Origin of the sequence: Bradyrhizobium tropiciagri, assembly GCF_001189845.1 — a bacterium.
Taxonomy (GTDB): Bacteria; Pseudomonadota; Alphaproteobacteria; order Rhizobiales; family Xanthobacteraceae; genus Bradyrhizobium; species Bradyrhizobium tropiciagri.
This window is the reverse complement of the sequence record NZ_LFLZ01000011.1, coordinates 63,251-86,287: the sequence shown is the minus strand read 5'-3', so window position 1 is coordinate 86,287 and position 23,037 is coordinate 63,251. Positions and strand designations below refer to the sequence as shown.

At 60.5% G+C, this 23,037-nt stretch carries 22 protein-coding genes; 20 read left to right on the top strand and 2 right to left on the bottom strand.

The features are described 5' to 3' along the window. Positions 1-34 precede the first annotated feature (34 nt). From AKN84_RS11780 to AKN84_RS11715, 14 genes are all read left to right on the top strand, one after another. The gene (locus AKN84_RS11780; RefSeq protein ID WP_050420877.1) at positions 35-472 is read left to right on the top strand and encodes a response regulator transcription factor; all 438 of its coding nucleotides are present in this window, start codon (positions 35-37) and stop codon (positions 470-472) included. Next, entirely contained in the window at positions 465-2,567 is a 2,103-nt protein-coding gene (locus tag AKN84_RS11775) for a PAS domain-containing sensor histidine kinase (RefSeq protein ID WP_050420876.1), read from the top strand. The genes AKN84_RS11780 and AKN84_RS11775 overlap by 8 nt, the downstream gene beginning before the upstream one ends. Positions 2,568-2,800: 233 nt before the next feature. Beyond that, entirely contained in the window at positions 2,801-3,751 is a 951-nt protein-coding gene (locus AKN84_RS11770; RefSeq protein WP_128970690.1) for a helix-turn-helix transcriptional regulator, read from the top strand. Between the two features lie 226 nt (positions 3,752-3,977). Beyond that, positions 3,978-4,835, top strand: a complete 858-nt coding sequence (locus AKN84_RS11765) for an alpha/beta fold hydrolase (RefSeq protein WP_050420978.1) — start codon at positions 3,978-3,980, stop codon at positions 4,833-4,835. 43 nt (positions 4,836-4,878) lie between these two features. Then, a complete protein-coding gene (locus AKN84_RS11760; RefSeq protein ID WP_050420875.1) occupies positions 4,879-6,084 on the top strand; it encodes an NAD(P)/FAD-dependent oxidoreductase in 1,206 nt (401 codons plus the stop codon). Between the two features lie 75 nt (positions 6,085-6,159). Beyond that, positions 6,160-7,116, top strand: coding sequence for an MBL fold metallo-hydrolase (locus AKN84_RS11755; RefSeq protein ID WP_050420874.1), 957 nt, complete (start codon positions 6,160-6,162; stop codon positions 7,114-7,116). 83 nt (positions 7,117-7,199) lie between these two features. Then, entirely contained in the window at positions 7,200-8,000 is an 801-nt protein-coding gene (locus tag AKN84_RS11750) for an acetoacetate decarboxylase (RefSeq protein ID WP_128970689.1), read from the top strand. A 33-nt stretch (positions 8,001-8,033) separates the two neighbouring features. Next, positions 8,034-9,209 carry a DUF3734 domain-containing protein gene (locus tag AKN84_RS11745; protein WP_050420873.1) on the top strand — a complete coding sequence of 392 codons (1,176 nt, stop codon included), beginning with the start codon at positions 8,034-8,036 and terminating at the stop codon, positions 9,207-9,209. 42 nt (positions 9,210-9,251) lie between these two features. Further along, a complete protein-coding gene (locus AKN84_RS11740) occupies positions 9,252-10,034 on the top strand; it encodes a 3-hydroxybutyrate dehydrogenase (protein WP_050420872.1) in 783 nt (260 codons plus the stop codon). 21 nt (positions 10,035-10,055) lie between these two features. Next, positions 10,056-10,802: an SDR family NAD(P)-dependent oxidoreductase gene (locus AKN84_RS11735; protein ID WP_050420871.1), complete on the top strand. Its 747-nt coding sequence runs from the start codon at positions 10,056-10,058 to the stop codon at positions 10,800-10,802. Positions 10,803-10,849: 47 nt separating this feature from the next. Further along, entirely contained in the window at positions 10,850-12,328 is a 1,479-nt protein-coding gene (locus AKN84_RS11730) for a sensor histidine kinase (protein ID WP_050420976.1), read from the top strand. 2 nt (positions 12,329-12,330) lie between these two features. Continuing rightward, complete coding sequence (locus AKN84_RS11725; protein WP_050420870.1) at positions 12,331-12,720, top strand: response regulator; 390 nt, start codon at positions 12,331-12,333, stop codon at positions 12,718-12,720. Further along, a complete protein-coding gene (locus tag AKN84_RS11720) occupies positions 12,717-13,967 on the top strand; it encodes an adenylate/guanylate cyclase domain-containing protein (RefSeq protein WP_050420869.1) in 1,251 nt (416 codons plus the stop codon). Before AKN84_RS11725 ends, AKN84_RS11720 begins: the two co-directional genes overlap by 4 nt. Before the next feature lie 101 nt (positions 13,968-14,068). Then, on the top strand, positions 14,069-15,139 hold the full coding sequence (locus AKN84_RS11715; RefSeq protein ID WP_050420868.1) for a mechanosensitive ion channel family protein: 1,071 nt from the start codon (positions 14,069-14,071) through the stop codon (positions 15,137-15,139). A gap of 144 nt (positions 15,140-15,283) precedes the next feature. Here AKN84_RS11715 and AKN84_RS11710 read toward each other — a convergent pair whose 3' ends face one another. Continuing rightward, on the bottom strand, positions 15,284-16,198 hold the full coding sequence (locus AKN84_RS11710) for a LysR family transcriptional regulator (RefSeq protein ID WP_050420975.1): 915 nt from the start codon (positions 16,196-16,198) through the stop codon (positions 15,284-15,286). Between the two features lie 350 nt (positions 16,199-16,548). Between AKN84_RS11710 and AKN84_RS11705 the strand changes: the two genes are divergently transcribed. The 5 genes from AKN84_RS11705 (at position 16,549) to AKN84_RS11685 (ending at position 21,391) form a co-directional block, all read left to right on the top strand. Next, positions 16,549-17,127: a flavin reductase family protein gene (locus tag AKN84_RS11705; RefSeq protein WP_050420867.1), complete on the top strand. Its 579-nt coding sequence runs from the start codon at positions 16,549-16,551 to the stop codon at positions 17,125-17,127. Then, a complete protein-coding gene (locus AKN84_RS11700) occupies positions 17,124-17,528 on the top strand; it encodes a nuclear transport factor 2 family protein (RefSeq protein ID WP_050420866.1) in 405 nt (134 codons plus the stop codon). The genes AKN84_RS11705 and AKN84_RS11700 overlap by 4 nt, the downstream gene beginning before the upstream one ends. 12 nt (positions 17,529-17,540) lie before the next feature. Then, on the top strand, positions 17,541-19,121 hold the full coding sequence (locus tag AKN84_RS11695; RefSeq protein WP_050420865.1) for a 4-hydroxyphenylacetate 3-hydroxylase family protein: 1,581 nt from the start codon (positions 17,541-17,543) through the stop codon (positions 19,119-19,121). A gap of 226 nt (positions 19,122-19,347) precedes the next feature. Next, positions 19,348-20,415, top strand: coding sequence for a maleylacetate reductase (locus AKN84_RS11690; RefSeq protein ID WP_050420864.1), 1,068 nt, complete (start codon positions 19,348-19,350; stop codon positions 20,413-20,415). A gap of 52 nt (positions 20,416-20,467) precedes the next feature. Next, positions 20,468-21,391 (top strand): intradiol ring-cleavage dioxygenase, encoded by a 924-nt coding sequence (locus tag AKN84_RS11685; protein WP_050420974.1) that lies wholly within the window; start codon positions 20,468-20,470, stop codon positions 21,389-21,391. Between the two features lie 346 nt (positions 21,392-21,737). Here the strand turns inward: AKN84_RS11685 and AKN84_RS45040 are convergent, their stop codons facing one another. Continuing rightward, on the bottom strand, positions 21,738-22,331 hold the full coding sequence (locus tag AKN84_RS45040; protein ID WP_157863283.1) for a hypothetical protein: 594 nt from the start codon (positions 22,329-22,331) through the stop codon (positions 21,738-21,740). Between the two features lie 71 nt (positions 22,332-22,402). Here AKN84_RS45040 and AKN84_RS11680 point away from each other — a divergent pair, with 71 nt between their 5' ends. After that, entirely contained in the window at positions 22,403-22,951 is a 549-nt protein-coding gene (locus tag AKN84_RS11680; RefSeq protein ID WP_128970686.1) for an FUSC family protein, read from the top strand. The last annotated feature ends 86 nt before the right edge of the window (positions 22,952-23,037 follow it).

Here is a 23,037-nt window from a genome sequence, read left to right as displayed (position 1 = left end):
ACCCGATCAACAATGGGCAGATGGTCGCCGGGCCATGCCAGCGAAAGACATCTGTTTGTCCAAAACACCCTTAGTTGCCATCGTAGATGACGACCAAGCTGTACGAGAGGCTCTTTGCGATCTCCTCCTGGTCCTCGACGTTGCGTGTCGCTCGTTTGATCGGGCGGAGGCTTTCATGGCCGAATTTGTGCCGGGCCGCTTCGATTGCCTGATCACGGATGTGAGCATGCCCGGCCGGAGCGGGCTCGAACTACAAGAGCGATTACGGGAGCTGGGCTCGTCAATGCCGGTCATTTTTGTCACCGCCGACACAAGTCCGGCGACAGAGGCTCGCGCACTGAGGGGCGGTGCCTATGCCTGCCTGACCAAGCCGGTCAATGATGAGGTGCTCTTTCATCTCCTGCAGAACGCAATGAACTGCGCAGGCCGCTCGCGACGCAACGAGCGACGGGATCCAACATCAGATGACTAATCTCGCCCGACAGATATCGCAAGGCGGCCAGCCGAATCTCGTTGCCTCTGCTCTCGGCACGGAACTGGCTGACCTTGTGTCCGAAAGCATCATCGTCAGCAACCTGCACGGTGTGATCCAGTACTGGAATGCCGCATCGGAAATCCTGTATGGCTGGCCCTCCATGGCGATGGTGGGTCGACGCATGGCAGAGATCGGCTCGCGCGGCCACTCCGGTATCGATCACATCGAGATACTGCTGCGCGAAGGTCGATGGGAGGGTCTCGTCTTTCGGCGTAGCCTGGCCGGAGTCGAGATTGCGGCGGCCGTACGGCAGGTGGTGCGACGAGACGCAACCGGCGCGGTCCTTGACATCGTTGAGTGTGGCCGAAATGCAGGACCACTAACCGAAGCAGCATACCTGCGCATGGATGCCGAGTTGCAGGGATCTCTGGCCGCTGCTTGGGAGCTTGATGCCTCGCCGGCCCGGCCCCTGCTCGATGCAATCGCGAAGCACAGGCGCCGCGGAGCCGCTATCGACCTTGATCAGCATCCGGACTGGGTCAACGGACTGCTTACCGCCACTCGAATTCTGGCTGTCAATGATCGAGCGGTTCGCATGTTCGGGGCACATGCAGGGCACGAGCAGATGATCGGTCAACCAATCGGTACGTTCTGGCCGGCTGAAAGCCGCTCAATCCTGGCCGGACTAATCGAAGACGTTGCCACAGGCCGCTCGCGCCTCGAGATCCGCAGAATGGTCCTGAGCGGCGCGATACGCAACCCCATCATCAGGGCCTGGCATTCTGCGGACCCGAAGCCGCCGGGCACCGTGCTTGTTACGATCAACGGCGCGATCGATGATGACCGCACGTCCTGGGAGTTGCAGGCGAGCGAGGGTCGATATCGCAAGCTCATTCAGTATCTACCGACGGCTCTCTGGCAGGTCGACTCCCGGCGCGCGGGCGAGGTCTTCGACGATCTGAAGGCGAAGGGTGTTCGCGATATTGCTGCCTATCTGGCGACACACCCTGATCTTATCGAGCACGCCAAGGACGTCGTTCGTGTGACGGACGTCAACCACGATGCAGTCTCACTGTTTCGGGCACACAATCCCGCCGACCTAATCAAACCGGTTCGATACCTGTTTGCCGCCGTCCCGGGGCTCGCCGAGCGGGTCATGGTGGCTCACTTTGAAGGTCGACGCAATCTCATAGAGGAGACCAGGATCCGTGCATTCGACGGTTCGCTCATCGATGTCCTGTTCACGGTCACATATCCTGTGCCCCCCGAGCAACTCGACAACACCTTCATCACCATCCAGGACATCAGTGAGCGCTTGAACGCCGAACGGCAACTTCGGAAACTGCAAGCTGATTTCGCGCATGCTGGCCGCATCGCAACTCTTGGGGAGCTCGGAGCTTCGATCGCGCATGAGATCAATCAGCCGCTTACGGCCATCGTGACCAATGGTGAGGCAAGCTTGAGGTGGCTGGCGCGCGCAGATCAAAACATCGAAAAGGTCACCCAGCTCACGTCCCGAATCGTGGCGAATGCGCGGCGCGCGAGCGACATCATTCATCGCATACGAGGCATGGCGGCGAAGCATGAACCAGAGAAGCGGCTCATGGATATCAATGACGTCGCGAAAGAAGCGCTGTTATTCATTCGCCACGACATTGAATCAAAATCAATTGCCTTGTCGACGACGTTTGCATCTGGGCTTCCCCAGGTGATTGGTGACCGGATTCAGCTGCAGCAGGTGATTATCAATCTGCTCGTCAACAGCGTCCAGGCCATCGTGCACTCCGGTCAACCGACACGTCGAATCGACGTCCAGACATCGGTCACCCAAGAAGGCTCGGTCGGCTTCTCCGTCTTGGACAATGGGCCGGGTATCGCCACCGGAGACCTCGGGCGCATCTTCGACAGCTTCTTCAGCACCAAGGATGCAGGAATTGGCATCGGCCTCGCGATCTGCCAGTCGATCATTAGGGCGCACGGAGGCAGCATTTTGGGCGCGAATCGTCCAAATGGCGGCGCGCATTTTCGCTTCACGCTTCCGGTGCCGGCGACTGCCGGTACCGATTCCAGCGTTGTCGCGCTCACTCGGTAAGCGCGCCAACGTTCGCAATGAGCGCCTGCGTTTGCAAGGAATAGCGCCCGCGATGGGGACAATCTCTCCCGAACTATACCGAGGTATAGGTCGACCTATCCGCTGAACCAGCGCGACCAGACCCGCTGCACGATGCCCTCGTACAGCGCTCGCCGCCATGATCGCAGCACACGGAAGCGATGCATCCGCAGACGCGCGGAACGAACGCTCTTCCCCAATGCGAGTGGAAGTTCATGAGCAAGCCCATCTTGCGCGCTCCCCTGGACAATGCGCCCGGCGTGACGCAGGCACATAGGAGTGACCCGCCGGTCGGTGAGCGGCGCCCCGCCAATGAAGAGATGGCACGCGTGCTCAGGACCAAGCCCTTTCGCGTTGCTTTGGAACCATCCAGCGGCACGATTGCATACTGGAAGCACGAGCCAGTACACGACATCGTCAAGCCGATGGTCGATCACGTCATCATGACCTACCCGACCGGCGTACAACGGCTCGAGCGGCGCACCGGACGATCAGTTGCGATCGGAACGGCTCGTCCCGGCGTCGTGACGCTCATTCCGGCTGGTTCGACCTCTCGGTGGGATATTCACCGGCCGATGCACGTCCTTCAGCTCTATCTTCCGCACGCAACACTCTCGCGCGTTGCCGACGAAGCCGACGTGGCCGCGCCCGCCGATCTTCTGGAGCGGACAGTACACTCGGATCCCGTTACTTCCCGGTTACTGATGAGTGCAGTGGATGTACTGGAAGGACACGCGACGCTGCACGCATTGTTCAGGCAGCAATTGATGGACCTTCTGGCAACACGCCTCTTGGCAGCACATGCTGGCTCGTCGATCACGGTTCGGCCAACTCTGGGCGGTCTGTCGCCGAATGTCCTGCGCCGCGCCATCGAGCGCTTGCGCTCCGATAGCGATGCGGACGTTTCCCTTGGAGCACTCGCTTCAGAGGCCGGCCTCTCGCGCTTCCATTTTTGCCGTGCCTTCAAGGAGAGCACAGGCCTTTCGCCTCATGCCTGGCTGCGCCAGCGACTGCTCGAGCAGGCCATGGAGATGCTGCGCGACACCGACGCATCGGTCGTCGCGGTCGCGGAAGCCCTTGGCTACGGCTCTCAGACCGCGTTCGCCGCGGCATTCAAACGTTTGACCGGCGAAACACCGACCAATTGGCGGCGCAACATGCGTTAGCAGCAATCGCGCTGCAATCGGCGCAATCGCTCTCGGGCAGTGGTCCCCGAGATCCCTTAGATAGCGGTAAGAGATCTGACGATACGGAGCCCAACAGATGATTTCCAAAAAGACGTTCAGCGGCCTCGCCACGTCGCGTCGAAACTTGCTGGCGAGCACGCTCATTTGCGCGACATCGCTGACCGTTCGCCCGTCTTCGGCGATTGGCAAGGAAAGGGACCATTCGATGTCGGCCACACAAGGAAGCGATCCCGCGACCTCTGTGACGACCAAGGACGGCGTGCAAATATTCTACAAAGATTGGGGGGCGAAGTCCGCCCAGCCGATCGTCTTTCATCACGGTTGGCCGCTCAGTTCTGACGATTGGGACGCGCAGATGCTGTTCTTCGTCGGCAAGGGCTATCGAGTCATTGCGCATGACCGGCGAGGTCATGGCCGCTCGAGTCAAGTGAGCGATGGCCATGACATGGATCGCTATGCAGCCGACGTTGCGACTGTCGTCGAGCATCTCGATCTTCGTAATGCCATTCACGTTGGTCATTCCACGGGCGGCGGCGAAGCAGCGCGCTACGTCGCACGCCACGGCAGGAACCGGGTGGCCAAACTGGTCCTGATCGGGGGCGTGCCTCCCTTGATGTTGAAGACGGAAGCCAATCCGGCGGGCGTGCCCATTGAGGTGCTTGACGGATTGCGCAAGCAGCTCGCAGTGAACAGAGCACAGTTCTATCTCGAATTCGCGAGTGGCCCGTTCTATGGCTACAATCGCCCAGGTGCACAGGCGTCCCCGGCGGTGATCTGGAATTGGTGGCGCCAAGCAATGATGGGTAACGCCAAGGCGCAATACGATGGCATCAAAGCCTTCTCGGAAACCGACTTCACCGAGGATCTGAAGAACATCGACGTCCCCACGCTTGTCCTGCATGGCGGCGACGATCAGATCGTCCCCGTTGGCGATTCTGCAACCTTGTCGGCGAAGCTTCTGAAACGAAGCACTTTGAAAATTTACGACCTGCTACCGCACGGTCTGTGTACGACGCATCCCGATCTCATCAACGCCGATTTGCTCAAATTCGTGAGCGCCTAGCTCGGCGTCTTCATCGAAGCGGATCAACCCAAGGAGTAATCAAATGCGACTCGTCATCATTGGCGCCGGATTCGCCGGCATGTATGCCGCTCTCTCTGCGGCCCGGCTACGCGACATCCAGGGCGTTCCGCCCGAGGCGTTCGAAATTGCGTTGGTTTCACCGGAGCCGACGCTGGTGATTCGACCGCGGCTCTATGAGCCGAAACCGGAGACCCTGACAGCTTCGCTCCTGGATGTGCTGAAGGCCGTTGACGTTGCCTACGTGAAAGGTAGCGCCGAGTCGATCGATACCAAGTCCCAAGTGGTAGACATCGTTGCGGCCAAGGGTGCGAAGCGGAGACTCACCTATGACCGATTGATTGTCGCCACTGGCAGCCGGCTGTTCCGTCCCAGCATCCCTGGGCTCGCTGAACACGGCTTCAGCGTCGACCAGCTCGACGACGCAATCGCCCTCGACCGGCATTTGCATCATTTGGCGGGGTGGCCGGTGTCACAGATGCGCGACACGGTTGTCGTGGCCGGCGGCGGATTCACTGGCATCGAAGTCGCGACAGAAATGCCCGCGCGGCTTCGTGAGATCCTCGGCAAGGATGCCAAGCCGCGTGTCGTCATCGTCGAACGAAACAGTTCGATCGCCCCCGACATGGGCGAAGGTCCTCGTCCTATCATCGAAGCTGCGCTGTATAAGCTGGGGGTGGAGACTCGGCTCGGCGTTGGCGTCACCGCGCTCGACAAGTCCGGCGTCACGCTTTCCAGCGGAGAACATATTGACAGCGGCACCGTGATCTGGGCGGCCGGCATGCGCGCCGCTCCGCTAACCGCACAGATTCCAGCAGAGCGAGACAACTTTGGACGCCTGCTCGTCGATCCCGACTTGCGCGTGCTGTCGGTGGCTGGCGTTTTTGCGACCGGTGATGCCGCGAGAGCGGCATGCGACCAGGTTGGCAACTACGCGCTGATGTCCTGCCAACATGCCACGCGGATGGGCGCATTCGCCGGCAACAATGCGGCCGCCGAGCTGCTCGGCGTTCCGACCAAACGGTACCACCAAAAGGCCTACGTCACCTGCCTCGATCTGGGAAAAGCCGGCGCGCTGTTCACGCGAGGCTGGGAACGCAAGGTCGAAATGGTTGGCGACGAAGCCAAGAAGACCAAGAGGGATATCAATACCGTCTGGATCTATCCGCCGCGAGCGGAGCGTGCCGCTGCTCTTGCGTCCGCTGATCCGGAGCGCGTGACTGATCTCTGAACGCCTCACAAGCATTGACCCGCTTTCTGCGCGGGAAGCACGAGCCGCTCAGGACGAGCGCTGAAATTCTCGAAGATGGATCGGATGATCCGCAATACTCAACAGGAGACAACCATGAGCTTAGACACTGCCGCACGCTCCGTTAGATCGAAGCCCGACGAACTGGTACCATCGCGCTACGCGCTGAAAATCGGCGACATCGATGTTATGGTGATCAGCGACGGCGTGCTGCCGCTGCCGTCCAAGATGCTGGCGCACAACGCCGACCCGGCCGTCCGTGCCGCCTGGTTGGACGATATGTTTCTGCCGCCGGACGCGTTCGACTGGGCGCTGAACGTGGTCGTGGTACGCAGCGGCGCGCAGACGATTTTGATCGACGCGGGTCTCGGACTGGACCCGGATCTGCACCTGCCGCGGGCCGGGCAGTTGGTCAAGCGACTCGAAGCCGCCGGCATCGATCTGGCATCGGTGACCGACGTGGTGCTGACCCACATGCACATGGACCATGTCGGCGGCTTGCTGGTCGAGGGCGTGAAGGACCGGCTGCGGCCGGACCTGCGGATCCACGTGGCAGCCGCGGAGGTCAAATTCTGGGAGGCGCCCGACTTCTCCCGCGTCTCCATGCCGCCAGGATTCCCGGACGCGCTTCGGGCCACCGCAAAGCGGTTCGCGAACGAGTACCACAACCAGCTGCGGACGTTCGAAGATGAGCACGAAGTTGCGCCGGGCGTCGTAGTCCGCCGCACCGGTGGCCACACTCCCGGACACAGCGTGGTTCGCGTGGCATCCGGCGGCGACCAGCTGACGTTCGCCGGCGACCTCGTCTTCGCCGTCGGGTTCGAGCACCCGGATTGGCACAACGGCTTCGAGCACGATCCCGAGGAAGCCGCTCGCGTCCGGATCGAACTTTTGCGCGAACTGGCGGTGAACCGCGAACTGCTGGTGGCTACGCACATGCCGTTCCCGTCGGTCGGTCATGTCGCAGTCGCCGGCGACGCGTTTCGTTGGGTGCCGGTTTTCTGGGACTACTGACCGCGCGTTGAGTCAAATCCGAAGCAGGGGCGGGTGCTGACAAGCGCGACGCGCCCGCCACTGACAAACTTGGAGCTTACCCCGTGAAACACGAGACCGTGCGCGCATCGTCGTTCGCGATGCCGCTAAGCAGTCCGGCCTTTCCTCCCGGTCCTTACCGCTTCGTCGACCGCGAGTATTTCATCATCCAGTACCGCACCGATCCCGAAGCGCTGCGCCGCGTGGTGCCGGAACCGCTGGAGGTCACCGAACCGGTGGTGAACTACGAGTTCATCCGCATGCCGGATTCCACCGGTTTCGGCGACTACACCGAGAGCGGCCAGGTCATTCCGGTATGCTACAGGGGCCAGTTGGGCGGCTTCACCCATCAGATGTTCCTGAACGACCATCCGCCGATTGCGGGCGGGCGCGAGCTATGGGGGTTTCCCAAGAAATTGGCGCAACCGAAGCTCGAGGTCGAAATCGATACGCTGGTTGGCACTTTGAACTATGGCTCAGTCCGCATTGCTACCGGCACCATGGGCTACAAGCACCGCACGCTCGATACCGCGGCGGAAGCCCGGAAGCTCGCAGCCCCCAATTTCCTTCTCAAGATCATTCCGCATGTCGATGGCGCGCCGCGCATCTGCGAGCTGGTGCGCTTCCACCTCGAGGACATCACCGTGAAGGGCGCTTGGACCGGGCCCGCTGCCCTGGATCTGTACTCGCACGCCCTGGCACCCGTCGCCGAGTTGCCGGTGCTGCAGGTTCTGTCGGCCAAGCACCTCGTCGTGGACTTGACGCTCGGGCTCGGCGGCGTGGTCCATGACTATCTTGCCACCGACCAGGGAACTCCGCGCTGCGGCTCGGTCTCTGACGTCCTGATCGAAGCAAATGCCGGCTGACCGAAATCAGCCCTACATCCGGAGCTCCAGAAAATGCTGAACGTCATGCGCGGGAAAATCGATCCGGCGCCGCAGCCGGCCAAGCCGTTGCCATATGATGTCGTGGCCCTGGTGCTGCAGGGTGGCGGCGCGCTTGGTGCCTATCAAGCAGGCGTTTACGAAGGCCTGCACGAAGCTGGCATACGGCCGAACTGGTTGGCTGGCATTTCGATCGGCGCGCTGAACGCCGCCATTATTGCCGGCTCGTCCGAGGCCGAGCGAATCGAACGGCTACGCAAGTTCTGGGAGAGCATCTGCGCGGCGGCGGTGGAATGGCCGGTTGGCGAAGGGCTTGCCAATGCGATGCCGTTCGCCTTCGATCTCCGCTCAGCGCACAATGCCCTGGCGGCCCTCAAGGCCCTCCTCCAGGGGCAACCCGGCTTTTTCAAGCCACGCTTCCCGCCACCGTTCCTGTCGCCCTTCTCGGGCAACGCGGCGACGAGTTTCTACGATACCTCACCATTGCAGCAGACGTTGGAGCGGCTTGTCGACTTTGATCGGCTAAACGCGGGGGAGGTGCGCGTCAGCGTTGGCGCGGTCAACGTCCGTACAGGCAACCTGACTTATTTCGACACCGCTGAACGCCGGCTCGGACCGCAGCATTTCATGGCATCCGGTGCCCTGCCGCCGGGTTTCCCTGCGGTCGAGGTCGACGGCGAGCCCTATTGGGACGGCGGCGTCGTTTCGAACACGCCTTTATCCCGAGTGCTGTCGAGCGAGCCGCGAGACACGCTGACCTTCCAGGTCGATCTTTGGTCGGCGCGGGGCCGCGTGCCGAATGACCTGATGGAGGTGTCGAGCCGCCAGAAGGACATTCAGTATTCCAGCCGCACACGCGCCATCACGGACCAGGCGCTACGGATGCAGAAGATGCGTCAGGCGCTGCAGCGAGTGCTCGAAATGTTGCCGGATGGCGCGAAGCAGGATCCGGAAATCCGCGCCATCGCGGACATGGCTCGCCATCGGTCCTGCAACATCATCCATCTGATCTACCAGTCCAAGACCTACGAGCGCCATTCAAAGGATTACGAATTCGGGTTGAGCGCGATGCGGGCGCATTGGCAGAGCGGTCTGGAGGATATCCGCCGTACGTTAGCCGATCCGCGGCGGCTCGACCCGCCTGCTCCCGAACTCGGCATTGTCACGCACGATATCCACCGCCGTGACTGATCTCGCCGAAAATCTTATCCCAAACCATCGAAAGGAAGTCCCATGTTGAAGGGCAGGGTAGCCGTCGTCACCGGATCGACCAGCGGTATTGGGCTCGGTATCGCTAAGGAGTTGGCCAAGCTCCGGGCTGACATCGTTTTGAATGGCTTTGGCGATGCCAGCGAAATCGAGGCGATCCGAGGCGGCATCGAACGCGAGCATGGTGTGCGCGCCGTTTACGATGGCGCCGATATGTCGAAGGAGGAGGCCGTGCGCGGATTGATCGCAGCGACGGTCGAGAAATTCGGCCGGCTCGACATCCTCGTCAACAATGCCGGCATCCAGTTCACTGCGCCGGTCGAAGAATTCCCAATCAGCAGGTGGAACATGATCTTGGCGATTAATCTGTCGGCCGCGTTCCACGGCATTGCGGCGGCTGTCCCCCAGATGAAGAAGCAGTGCTGGGGGCGGATCGTCAACATTGCCTCCGCGCACGGCCTCGTCGCTTCGACGCACAAAGCCGCCTACGTCGCGGCCAAGCACGGTCTGGTCGGCTTGACCAAAGTGGTCGGCCTGGAGACTGCCGGGAGCGGGGTCACATGCAATGCGGTCTGTCCGGGCTGGGTGCGAACGCCCCTGGTCGACAAGCAGATTGATGACATCGCCGCGCAAAGAGGCATCAGCCGGACCGAAGCAGCCAGAACACTCCTGGCCGAGAAGCAACCATCCCTCGAATTTGTTTCTCCGGCGCAGCTTGGCGGCACTGTCGCTTTTCTATGTTCGTCCGCCGCTGACCAGATCACCGGAACCGCGATCTCGGTTGATGGCGGCTGGACCGCCCAGTAACCGCAGAGGAGCGAGATCAATATGCATAACGAAGAAAAAGTTATTGTCCTGACCGGCGGCACTTCAGGAATTGGGCGAGCGGCGGCGATCCGCCTTGCCAATCAGGGCGACAAGGTGCTCGTGACCGGCCGCCGGGCGGGTCCCCTGGACGAGACGATTGCGGAGCATCCGAACATCGCGGGTATCGTTGCGGATGCGGCCTCGACTGATGATGCCAGGCGTACAATTGCCAAGGCGATGGATCTCTGGGGCAGAATAGACGCCTTGGTCAACACGCCGCGCCGCGCAATCCTTCCATTGGCCGATACCACGGCCGATCGGATCATGGATATCTTCTCGGTTAATGTGCTAGGTCCCAGCCTGCTCGCCTCCGCTGCCCTTCCGCACCTGAAGGCGAGGCGCGGCACCATCATCAATGTGTCGAGCACGTTTGGTCATCGGCCCGCGGCCGGACTGTCTCATTATGCAGCGAGCAAGGCGGCGCTGGAGCACCTGACCCGCTGTTGGGCGCTGGAGCTTGCGCCATTCGGCATACGGGTGAACGCCGTCGCCGCTGGGCCAACGGAGTCCGGCGCCCTCACCGGCATGATGGGGCTGACCCAGGAACAGGCCGCCGCGGTCAAGGAACAGGAGCGTGCACGCATCCCGCTCGGGCGGCGCGGCGTTCCGCACGATGTCGCAGAATGGATTGTCCGGCTTGCCGGCTCAGCCTCGGAATGGATGACCGGCCAAGTGGTCGCCATCGACGGCGGCCTGGGGTTGGCCTAGTCGCGATCAGGGTGTGGGCGCTGAATCCGAAAATGATGATCAGCACAATGGATGCCGACCTGAGGAACAGGGTCGATGAGCTCGAACGACGACTGCAAAGCGGAGTGACCGAGAATGCCCGTCTGCAGGGCGAACTCGCTATCGCGTTGGAGCGGCAGACCGTCACGGCAGGAATCCTCAATGTCATCGCCAGTTCACCAACTGACGTGCAGCCGGTATTCGACGTCATTTCTGAAAGCGCGAGGCGGTTGCTTGCCGGCCAAACGGCGCTCGTGACACGTGTCGTCGGCGACATGCTTCATTTGGCGGCATGCACGGCGGGAAGCGTGGCCGGTGATGAGGAGATACGAATCTCATTCCCCGCGCCGCTCACGTCCTCCGGCATCCACAGCCGGGTCGCACTCACGTCGACGATCGCATTTCGCTCCGATATCGAGGCCGAACCGGGTGTTCATCCGGCGATCAGGAGCATGGCACGCGCGAGGGGATATCGAAGCATCGTGGTCGTGCCCATGCTCCGAAAAGGCGTGGCGATCGGCACAATCGGCGTTTCGCGCGTCGAACCCGGAACCTTCACGGACAGCCAGATCAACCTTCTCAAGACGTTCGCCGATCAGGCCGTGATCGCGATCGAGAACGCACGGTTGTTCGAAGAAGTAGAGGCCCGCACGAAGGAACTCGCCAGATCCCTCGACGATCTACGCGCGGCCCAGGACCGCCTGGTGCAGACCGAAAAGCTCATATCGCTGGGTCAGCTCACTGCTGGCATTGCGCACGAGATCAAGAACCCGCTCAACTTCGTCAACAATTTCGCCGCGCTCTCGGTCGAGCTGACCGGCGAGTTGAACGAGGTTCTTGCTCCGGTCATGCTCGCGGATGACATCCGCGACGAAGTCGAAGAACTGAGAGGGCTGCTAACAGACAATCTTCAGAAGATCGTGCAGCATGGCAAGCGCGCCGACTCCATCGTCAAGAACATGCTCCTCCATTCGCGTGGTGGCGGCGGCGAGCATCGGCCTGCCGACGTCAGTGCGCTGGTCGAGGAGAGCCTCAATCTTGCCTACCATGGCGCGCGCACCGAGAGACCACAGTTCAACGTCACCCTCAGGCGCGAGTTCGATCCGGACACCGGGATTGCCGACGTGTTCCCGCAGGAGATTACGCGGGTGCTGCTGAACGTCATCTCCAATGGCTTCTATGCCGTGGCGAAGCGCTGTGAGCACGGTGATCCCGGATTTGAACCCGCGCTCAGCGCCGTCACGCATGATCGCGGCGAATACGTCGAAATCCGCATCCACGACAATGGCGTCGGTATTCCGCCCGAGGTGAAGGAGAAGATGTTCAATCCGTTCTTCACGACCAAGCCGCCGGGCGAGGGAACGGGCCTCGGCCTTTCCATGAGCCACGACATCATCGTGAAGCAACATGGCGGCAGGATCGATGTCGAGACTGAGCCCGGAGAATTCACCGAGTTCACCATCCTGCTGCCGCGCAACATCGGTCTTTCTCGCAGTATCGGGGGCTGACTATGACTGTATCGGTTCTTGTGGTGGATGACGAACCCGATCTGGAGGTTCTGTTTCGCCAGCAATTTCGACGCGAGCTTCGCGCCCAGCGCTTTGTGATGGACTTTGCCGGATCGGCAGCGCAGGCCCTTAACCGCATCTCCGATACCGACGAGCAAACGCTGATCCTCATTCTCTCCGACATCAATATGCCCGGGATGAGCGGGCTGGAGATGCTGCCGCAGCTTCGCGCTCGGCGGCCCGACGTTCCGGTGATCATGATCACGGCGTACGGTGATGCCGAAACGCGCAAGACGGCACTTGAGCGGGGCGCGCTGGCCCTGTTGACCAAGCCGATCGACTTTGGCCAGGTCCGTCAGGCGATCCAGGAAAGACTGGAACTGGCCGCATGACCGCCACCGTTCTTGTAGTCGATGACGAGCCGGATCTGGAGGCGCTCATCCTCCGGAGATTTCGCCGGCAGATTCGCGAGCGGCAGGTAGCCTTCATGTTCGCGCGCGACGGTCTTGAGGCGTTGCAATCGATCGAGCAGCATCCGCATGTCGATCTCGTGGTCTTGGACATCAACATGCCGCGCATGGACGGTCTTTCGCTGTTGGCGAAACTGCAGGAGCGAGAGGACAGAAAGCTGGCGATTGTCGTCTCGGCGTACGGCGATATGAGCAACATACGGACCGCAATGAATCGTGGCGCGTTCGACTTCCTGACCAAGCCCATCGATTTCGCCGACCTGGAATCCACGATCCACAAGACCATCCGTCACATCGAGGTCTTGCGCGAAGCGCGCCGGCGCCAAGCGGACGCGGAGCGCGCTCATGCGTCGCTGTCCAGATATTTCTCGCCTGAGCTCGCTAAGCGCCTTGCTGCGGTGGATGGCGACGATGGAATGCAGGTCCACTGGCGCGACATTGCGGTGATTTTCACCGATATTACGGGGTTCACCTCACTCGTCGAGACGGCCGATTCGAATGTGCTGACAGATCTGCTCAACGAATACGTCGGTGGACTGACGGATGTCGTCTTCGCCTATGAGGGGACGGTGGCGAAGGTGATCGGCGACGCCATTCAGGTCCTGTTCAATGCACCCGGCGACCAGATCGATTACGCCACCCGTGCGATCGCGTGCGCGCAGGCGCTCGATCGACGGGCCGAAACATTTCGGGAGCGCTGGAAAGAGAGGGGCGTTGACTTCGGTGTCACGCGGATAGGCGTACATGCCGGGCCTGCACTGGTCGGCAATTTCGGCGGCGGCCGTTACTTTGACTACACAGCCTACGGGGACACAGTTAACACTGCCGCCAGACTGGAGGCGGCGAACAAGACATTGGGCACGCGAATTTGCGTCAGCGACTCGATCGCGTGTAAGGCCCGGGAGTTCAGGGGGCGGCCGATCGGAGATCTTGTTCTGCGGGGACGAAGTGAGGCGCTACGCGCCCACGAGCCCTTATCAGCTGCGGAGAGTTATGGGTTGGCCGCGACACAGTATGCAACTGCGTTTAACAAGTTGGAGGCAAATGACACCGATGTGGTGCCAGCCTTCGCAGCACTGGTCGGTCTCAACGCTGACGACCCGCTGGCGAATTTTCATCTGAAGCGGCTCCTCAACGGGGCCAAGGGTGTTCGAATGCATGTGGGCTGATTGATCACGCCACCGGGACGTGGACTCATTGATGCGTAGCTTCACCTGAGCCTAAGGCCGTTCCACCGATTGCAACCGATCGCTATTGCTGAGTCACAACCATGCTAAACGAAGATCACATGATGCCGCTTGTTCTGACCAACATCCTCGGAATTGCGGGTATCGTCGTTTGGCATGTTCAGGGGAGCAACCGTCCGACAGGCCGACTGATCGCCCAGATTCTGTTCTTTATCGGCATGAGTCTCGTGCTCTATCTGGGCGGCATCTCTCCGCACCGCGTCGATGGCGCTCACTTGCGGGGTCTCGGCGCGTTACTCTCCATATCGGCCCGGATCCTGTGGTGGACCCATCTCGCATGGGCCATTATTGGCCTGGTCCACATCTATATGCTGTTCAATCGCCGGCCACGGGAAGCGCATCTTATGCAGGACATGGCCGTCGGTGTCATCTATCTCGGTGTGGCGCTGTCGATCATTGGCTTTGTGTTTGGTGTCCCGGTCGGCACGCTGGTCGCGACCTCAGGCGTTGTCGCCATCATTTTCGGCCTCGCGCTGCAAAATACCCTTGGTGATGTCTTCTCAGGGATCGCGCTGACGCTGGGGAGGGCCTATGCCATAGGCGACTGGATCCAGTTGAAGGACGGCACGGAAGGCCGCGTCGTTGAGACCAACTGGCGCTCCACCAATCTCCTTACCGGAGGGTACAATGTCGTCGTTGTGCCGAACAGCATCCTGGCAAGACAGGGTGTCACCAATCTCAGCCGCCCCGACGAGACGCACCAGATCACGTTGACCGTACGCATTGCCACCACGACGCCAAACTTCGTCGAGCAAGTCATGCGATCGGTTCTGGAAGCCAGCACGCGGATCGTCCAGAACCCGTCGCCGATTGTCGCCCTGAATTCGATTGACGCAGCTGCGATCGAAGTCGAGTTGTTGTTCCGTGTGGAGAGTCCCGTCGGCTGGACGGCGGCCCGCAACGAAGTCATCGACCTCCTTTATAGCCAATGCAAAGCAAACGGTCTTTCGTTGGCCACCCCGGCCGAAAGCCTTGTCTTCGGCTCGGCCGCGATCAGCGACGAACATTCTGCCACGGCAATCGAGTTGCCTTCATCCGCGCGGGATGAGACCCCCGCGAACGTATCGATCGAGAGCGCCGCATGTTTCCTTTGAAAGGATTTGCACGAGATCGCGACAACCTGACGCTGCGCGGTTACTCGTGCCAAGCTTCGGCCCGCCCATATGATCCGTGCGACAACCCCCTAGTGGACATGAAGCTCGAGGTGGCCGTCCGACCGGTTGCCGATATCGATCGCGCTAAACGAGGGCGGCGGCTACATCGCGGAGTCGATTGCGCAGCCATGCGTGTGCGGGGTCATTGGTATGGCGAGGATGCCAATACATGGCTTCGTGGATGTCGGGCAAGGCAATGGGGGGCTCGAATAATTTGAGCTTCGAGCAGGAATGCAGCGCCCGGGCCTCGCGCTCCAGTACGAGACTGATGAGCGGGGTACCTTCGATGAGAAACGGCACCAGCAGAAAGCTCTCGACCGTGATTTGAATACGCCGCTGGATACCCATCTCGGAAAGCCGTTGATCGGCCAAGTTTAGCTGCCGATCCATACCGATGCCATAAACGAGATGCGGCAGTTTCAGGAACTGCTCGTGGGTCAAGCAATCCTTCGCGATGTGCGGATGCTGGGCGTCGGCAGCGCATAACCAGCGGTCGCTGAGTAGAGGCGTCGACGGGTATCCGGCGTCGCCAAACAGTTCGCTGGGTTCGATCACGAGGTCGGCCTGGCCGGTCTGCAACATGCGCCCCGGGTCGCGGGCGCGCGGCAGGAGATGAACGGTCACATTGGGCGCTTCGGTGGCGAGCGCACGTACCAACGGCGTCAACAATACCAGAACGGCGTAGTCCGAAGCACTTATCGAAAAGCTACGCGTATTTTCGGCAGGATCGAAATGCGCCTTCTTCGAAAGCGTTTGCTCGATGCGCTCCAGCGTCTCCCGCACCGGAACGATGAGCTCTTCGGCGTTTCGCGTCAGCTCCAACCCTCGACCGAAGCGAACCAGAAGCGGATCGTCGAACAGCTCGCGGAGACGCGACAGAGCCGCGCTCATCGCAGATTGCGTAAGGCCAATGCGCTCGCCGGCACGACTGACGTTTCGTTCCGTCAGCAGTGCATCGAGTACGACTAGCAGATTGAGGTCGACGCTGCGAAGGTTCAAAGCCCTGCTCCCGTTGACCGGCAAGTGACACAATACAGGAGTGTGCACGTTTCGACCGAACAAAATCAACCTGATTTGATGGTTTCGGAAGCCCGCGGCCGGATGCAAAGAGCGAGTCATAATCCATACGATCGATGTTAGACATCCACTGCATCGATAGTTGGGCGCGGCGCCGCGGTCGCCATGGTTCGATCGCGTGCAAAACGCAGCATTCGCGTAGATATTTGAAATCACAAATATCGATTGGACGCGTTGCAGTTCTCCCGAATAGCCTCGCGACATTGCCAACATCGCGCACTGTCCTCCGAGCGGGCAGGAAATAGCGCGAGACTGCGATGGGAGGCTGTACGATGAGACATCATTTGGAGACGGGCGTCAGTACGCACGCTGCGCTTTGGGAACTCGCTTCCGGTCCGCGGCCCGATGCTTTCCGCGCGGTGATGCGTCGGGTAGTGGGAGGCGTCGCCGTTGTGGGCACGCTTCGGGAAGAACGGCCGTGGGGAATGACGGTGAGCGCGTACACGCCCGTCTGCATGGAGCCACCGACTCTTCTGGTCTGCATCAACGCGAAGACGGTCACGGCGGCGGACATCGAGAGAGACCGGAAGTTCTCGCTCAATCTGCTCAGTGAAGCTCAAGCCGGACTCTGTCAACGTTGCGCACAGCCCGGCGCGTCGAAGTACCTCGACAGCGATGTCCTGCCCGCGGACGAACTCCCCGTGCCATCTTTTACGCCCGTGTTGCGTGAGGCGATCGCAACGTTCGATTGCGACGCCTCCGAAATCCGACGGATAGGGACCCATGTCGTCGTGATCGGTGCGATCCGCACGATCTTGGCGCCTACGTCGCTTCGTCCCCTGCTGTACGGGCAGGGCCGTTACTTGAAGACGGTCGCGTTCGACCTCGCACCCGCAGGGGCGTCGGCATGAGTATCGAGAAGGTCGTCGAACGATTCTACGAAGCCCACAACGCCAGCGATGCCGCAGCGGTCGCAGCTCTTTACGCGCCCGACGCCAGTCACGAAGAGATTGCGCAATGCAAGGTCAAACAAGGTCCGAAGGAAATAGCTTCAGGCCTGGAGCGCTTCTTCGGCTGGTTTCCCGACGCTTCCTGGACACCGGAACGGCGTGCCGTCGGTGCGAACGGCGTCGCCATGATGAGCTACCTCCTGAAGGCCACGCTCAAGAGCCAGATGGGACCGATCGCGCCGCACGAACAGGCGATTTCGCTTCGCGGCGTGCATTTGTTGGTAATCCGCGACGGCCTCATCCACCGGAGCGAGGACTACTGGGATGCAGATACTTTTCAACGTCAACTCACCCATGTCTAACGGAGAATAGAAATGAGAAGCGGGAAGGAATACCTGGAGTCGCTCCGCGACGGCCGGAAAGTCTATGTCGGAGGCGAACAGATCGAGGATGTCACGACTCACCCTGCGACTAAGGGCTATGCCCAAGCCATCGCCGGATATTACGATCTCCACCTCGATCCGAAGAACCAGGAAATTGCGACCTTCATCGACAAGGACGGTAAGCGCCAGTCGATGCATTGGTTCCTACCGCGCAGCAAAGCGGACGTCGTCAAGCGCCGGCAATACTGCGACTTCCTTTGCCGTCATTTCAAGGGCGGTATCTTCACCAGGCCACCTGCTGGCATGAACGTCGTGATGTTTACCCAGGTGGACGATCAGAAGCCCTGGTCGGAAAACTCCCGCTTCTCCGGAAAGAAGCGCGATCTCTCCGGCAACATCCAACGGCAGTGGGAAGAAGTGACTTCGCAGGATCTGGCGATCTCGCCGATGTTCCTCGACGTGCAGTTCGATCGCGGCCGCGACAATGCGATGGCCGAGACGCCGATGCTCAAGATCATCGAAGAGCGCGATGACGGCATCCTGGTGCGAGGCTGGAAGGCGATCGGCACCTCCGTTCCGTTCGTCAACCACCTCCTCATTGGAAACCTCTGGCGGCCCGGTCAGACACCCGAGCAGACCGTTTACGCGCTGGTACCGATCGCCACGAAGGGCATCTCGGTCGTCGCCCGTAAATCGAACGCTCAGCCGGATGCCGATCCGTACGATCGTCCCTTGGCCACGATCGGAGACGAATTGGATGCGATGGTGTACTTCGACGATGTCCTGATTCCCTGGGACCGCGTCCAACACGTAGGTAATCCCGATCATGCCAAGTGGTATCCGCAGCGGCAGTTCGACTGGGTGCATCTCGAGACGCAGATCCGGCATTGCGTCCACGCCGAACTGATGGTTGGTCTCGCGCTGCTCCTAACGCAATCGCTGGGTACCAGCACCAATCCGGTCGTCCAGGCCCAGCTCGCCGAACTCATCCGCTTCCGCGAGACGTGCCGTGCATTCATGATCGCCGCCGAAGAAACCGGCTTCGCGACGCCCGGCGGTCTTTTCAAGCCGAACAACATCTACATCGACTTCGGCCGTGCCTATTATCTTGAAAACCAGAACAAGATGGTCAACTTGCTCATCGATTTCTGCGGCCGCGGCGTCGTGATCCAACCGTCGAGAAAAGAGCTGGAGGACCCCTACATCGGTCCGAAGCTTTCCGAGGCTTTGCGCGGTGCCGAGATCAGCGCGTACGACCGCATCAAGATCTTCCGTCAGATCAGCGAGCGGTTCCTGACCGAATGGGGCAACAGGCACGAGATGTTTGAGAAGTTCAATGGAACGCCGCTCTACCTCATCAATCTGCTCACGATGCAGCGTACGGAGTACCAGGTGGACGGTCCATTGACCGAGTTGGCGCGGCAGGTTCTCGGCTTCGGCGATACGGCAGAACTCGGCAAGCGGGCCGCCGAGGCGCAGAAGAACTCGCACTACGCCAATGTGCGCTTCCAACCCGAATACGCCAAGGCGCAGGACCAGCGCGACGGTTATATGTCGACGGCCGCCGAGTAGAAAACATCCTGAAGCGCTCGGGCGAAAGCCCGAGCGTCGAGGGCTCTCTTCAATGAAGAGGCCGGCAGGTGGCAGCGTCCCGCCATCGACCGACCCCTCACACTTCGGACTTGAATCTACTCGATACGGATTTGCAAGGCGCCGCGGTAACCGCTGCGATGTCCTCGAACCTGAGCGAGCCACGGATCGGGCTGCCAACTGACGATCTCATAAGAACAGTGCTGGCATGATCGGATCATTCACGTACGAAAGTCTTCCGTGTCGCGTTGTCTTCGGTAGCGGCACGCTGGGTACCGTCAAAGCCGAGGTCAGACGCCTCGGTGGCAAACGAGCTCTGGTGTTGACCAGTTCGCAACAGATGATGCAGGGCGTCTCGCTCGCGGACGAGCTTGGATCGCTCTGTGCCGGAATATTCTCCGACGCCACGATGCATACGCCGGTCGAGGTGACAGAGCGGGCATTGACCGCGCTGAGGACGTGCCAGGCGGATTGTGTCATTTCGCTCGGCGGCGGATCGACCATCGGCCTCGGCAAGGCGTTAGCGTTGCGCACCGGCATCAATCAGCTCTGCATTCCCACCACTTATGCAGGCTCCGAAATGACTCCGATTCTCGGAGAAACCCGCGATGGACGGACGACAACCGTACGCAGTTCGGCCGTGCTGCCGGAAACGGTTATCTACGACGTCGACCTGACGATGACCTTACCTGCTAGGCTTGCCGCAACTTCGGGCATCAATGCGATCGCCCATGCCGCGGAGGCGCTCTTTGCTCAAGAGGCGAATCCCGTAATCTCGCTGATGGCGGAAGAGGGCATCCGTGCCCTTGCACATGCGCTTTCCGTGATTGCCGTCACAAGCGGCGATAACGACGCGCGCACCGAAGCACTCTACGGCGCATGGTTTTGCGGGGTCTGTCTCGGTACCGTCGGAATGGCACTGCATCACAAGCTTTGTCACGTGCTCGGTGGTCGGTTCGATCTTCCGCATTCGGAAATGCACGCCATCGTTCTCCCGCACGCGCCGGCCTATAATGCGGCGGCAGCCCCCGACGCCGCGGCTCGCATCGCCAAGGCAGTAGACGCGAACAACGTAGCCACCGGGTTATTCGATCTAAGCCGGCGACTAGGCACGAAGCGCGGGTTGCGCGAAATCGGTATGCCGGAAGATGGTATCGACCGTGCGGCGGACCTTGCGATGGTCGACGCCTATTGGAATCCCCGTTCTCTCGAGCGCGACGCAATCCGAGACCTTATCGCGCGCGCTTGGGCAGGCGAGCCGCCTGCCGTACCTTAGGAGACGATGGTCTCTTCCGTCAAACAAAACGAACTCAACCCACGGAGTGATAGTGCGCAACTTCAACGAAGATACGATCACTGATGCGGTGCTCGAGCGACTGCAGGGCGCAACGAATGCCCGCATTCGGGAGATCAGCGAGGCCCTGGTGCGACACCTCCATGCGTTTGTACGCGAGGTGCGTCCCACCCAAAAGGAATGGGAATACGGCATCGACTTCCTCACGAGGACCGGTCAAATGTGCGACGACAAACGTCAGGAGTTTATTCTGCTCTCGGATACTCTGGGCGTCTCGATGCTGGTCGACGCGATCAATTTTTCTTCGGTGCCCGGCGCGACGGAAAGCACGGTGCTCGGCCCGTTCTTCGTTCAGGACGCTCCAGAAGGGAAATTGGGGGAGGACATCTCCAACGGCGTCGAAGGCGATCCGCTTTTCGTCACGGGCTCGGTCTCGACCGTCGACGGTCTCCCCCTTGCCGGCGCATCGGTCGATGTCTGGCATTCCGACGATGATGGTAATTACGACGTGCAGCATCTCGGTGAGATCGGAGGGCTGGCAATGAGGGCCCGCTTCCGCACCGACGCCAGCGGTCGATTTAATTTTTGGTCGATCAAGCCGGCAGCCTATCCGATACCGCACGACGGCCCAGTCGGCGAAATGCTAAAGGCACAGGGCCGGCATCCTTGGCGGCCGGCACACGTGCATTTCATGATTTCCGCCCCGGGCTTCGAGCAGTTAGTGACGCACATCTTCGTCGCAGGCGACCAGTACCTCGATTCCGATGTCGTCTTCGGCGTGAAGGACGATCTGGTCCGGGAATTCGTGCTTCGTAATCCCGGCGAGGAAGGAGACGGTCGGGCCACCAATAGAAAGTACTACTACCTGAACCACAATTTCGGTCTGAAGAGGGCTGCGAAAAGCTCACAGTCCTTGGAGTCAACGAAGGTCTCGAGAATTCCCGGCGCACAAACCTGAGTGCGTTCGCCGCTCAGCTCTCTCGACCGTACCGTCGAGCGGCCTACTCACTGTTGGGCTGCCAAGATGAGAGTAGGCGCCACGTAGGGCTCAGGGCGCCCGGCGAGACTGGCGGGCCATCGTCCGATCCCTGTTGCCGGCACGCGTAGCCCATTCCGACAAAGCAAAATTCTCTAATGATCTCAATAGCCCGAAAGGCTGCAAAATATCGGAATAGCGCCAGAAAGCATTGCCGAAATTCGAAGACTTCCAAGCTGAATACGAGGGTTCGATTCCCTTCACCCGCTCCAATGATTTCAATGAGTTAGTGCGTCGGGAGAGCTTTGTTCTGACAAGCTGCGCTTTCTCATTCTGACAAACGTTCGCTTTTCCCTCTCGCTTGTGTTGCTCGGCGCTTGATGCGTTTCATTTGCGCATCCTGCTTGGCCTCGTCGCCGTGCAGATAGCGGGCCGTCGCCGCAGTCGAGGACCACTTGTGCATTCCGGCTTTTACGTTGTTGGGGCGCGCATCTTGGAAAGATCGACTTGCTTCCCGTACATCCCCCAATCGATCTCGGGAATCTCTTGGATGGCGACATACGCAGGTACATTTCCTGCGCTGATCGCAGCGTGTCTTTCGGAGGATGGCCGTGCCTTCCTCGATCAGCCGCTTCCTGGCAGGATCGTCAAGGCCTCCTTTAATTGCGTTGATCAGGAGAGCGATGATCGGACGTGACGCGACTTCTCCGCCACTAAAGACAGCGCTGGGCTCGTGTTCGACGAAGAATACCCAAACCCCCGACCGAATTTCCTGCGTGTCGGCAAGGCGCTCGCAGGCTATTCCGAGGTCGGTCAGTTCCGCAGCTACTCGCGCGCGGGCGTGAGCTGTGAAGACTTCCCTGGCAGAGTGAACAAACATCTTGGGCACTCTAGTCCTCCGTGCAGCCAGCTTGCTTTTCATCGCGGCTCCTCGCCCCAGAGCAGCGAGGAGCTCGTGCAACCAAGAAGTGTACGCCAAGAGGAGTCGCTGCCTTGAAGAAGCTCACGCTTTGGGACATAATCTATGCCTCAAATATGGCCGTTGCCTGCGCGCTCTCCTATGTCCTGGCAACTGCGCTGCTCGGCCAGTTCGCCGATCAGGCCAACACCTTGTTGGGAGGAATGTGGGCTGCGGTTGCAACGATCTTCGTCTTCCGCGAGACACGCGAAAAGAGCTTCTCGGCGGGATGCTCGCGGCTGATCGCGACTTGTGTGAGCCTCGCATTGTGCTTCATTTACGTTGCACTGTTCCGCGTCAACGCGTTGGGCATAGGTCTCACAATTGGCGCCGGCACCCTCGTTGTGATGATGCTTGGATGGCGGGACGATATCGTGACGACAGGCATTACGAGTGCCGTCGTCCTGGTGGTGGCAGCGCTCGACCCTCAGCATGCCCTGGCCGAGCCTCCGCTTCGTCTACTGGATACGGTTGTGGGAGTGGCCGTTGGTGTGCTGCTCAAATGGTGCGCGTCCTACGCGGTAGCCCGGGCCGGACTTGTGTCGGCGTCTGGTGAGCCGGTTGGCTCGGCCACCGGCAAATGAGTGGATGGCGATCACTTGCGGATCCGGGTTGATGGAGCGACTGGTGAAAATAGGGACTGCAAGCGGGGCGCAACAGCCACTTCCCG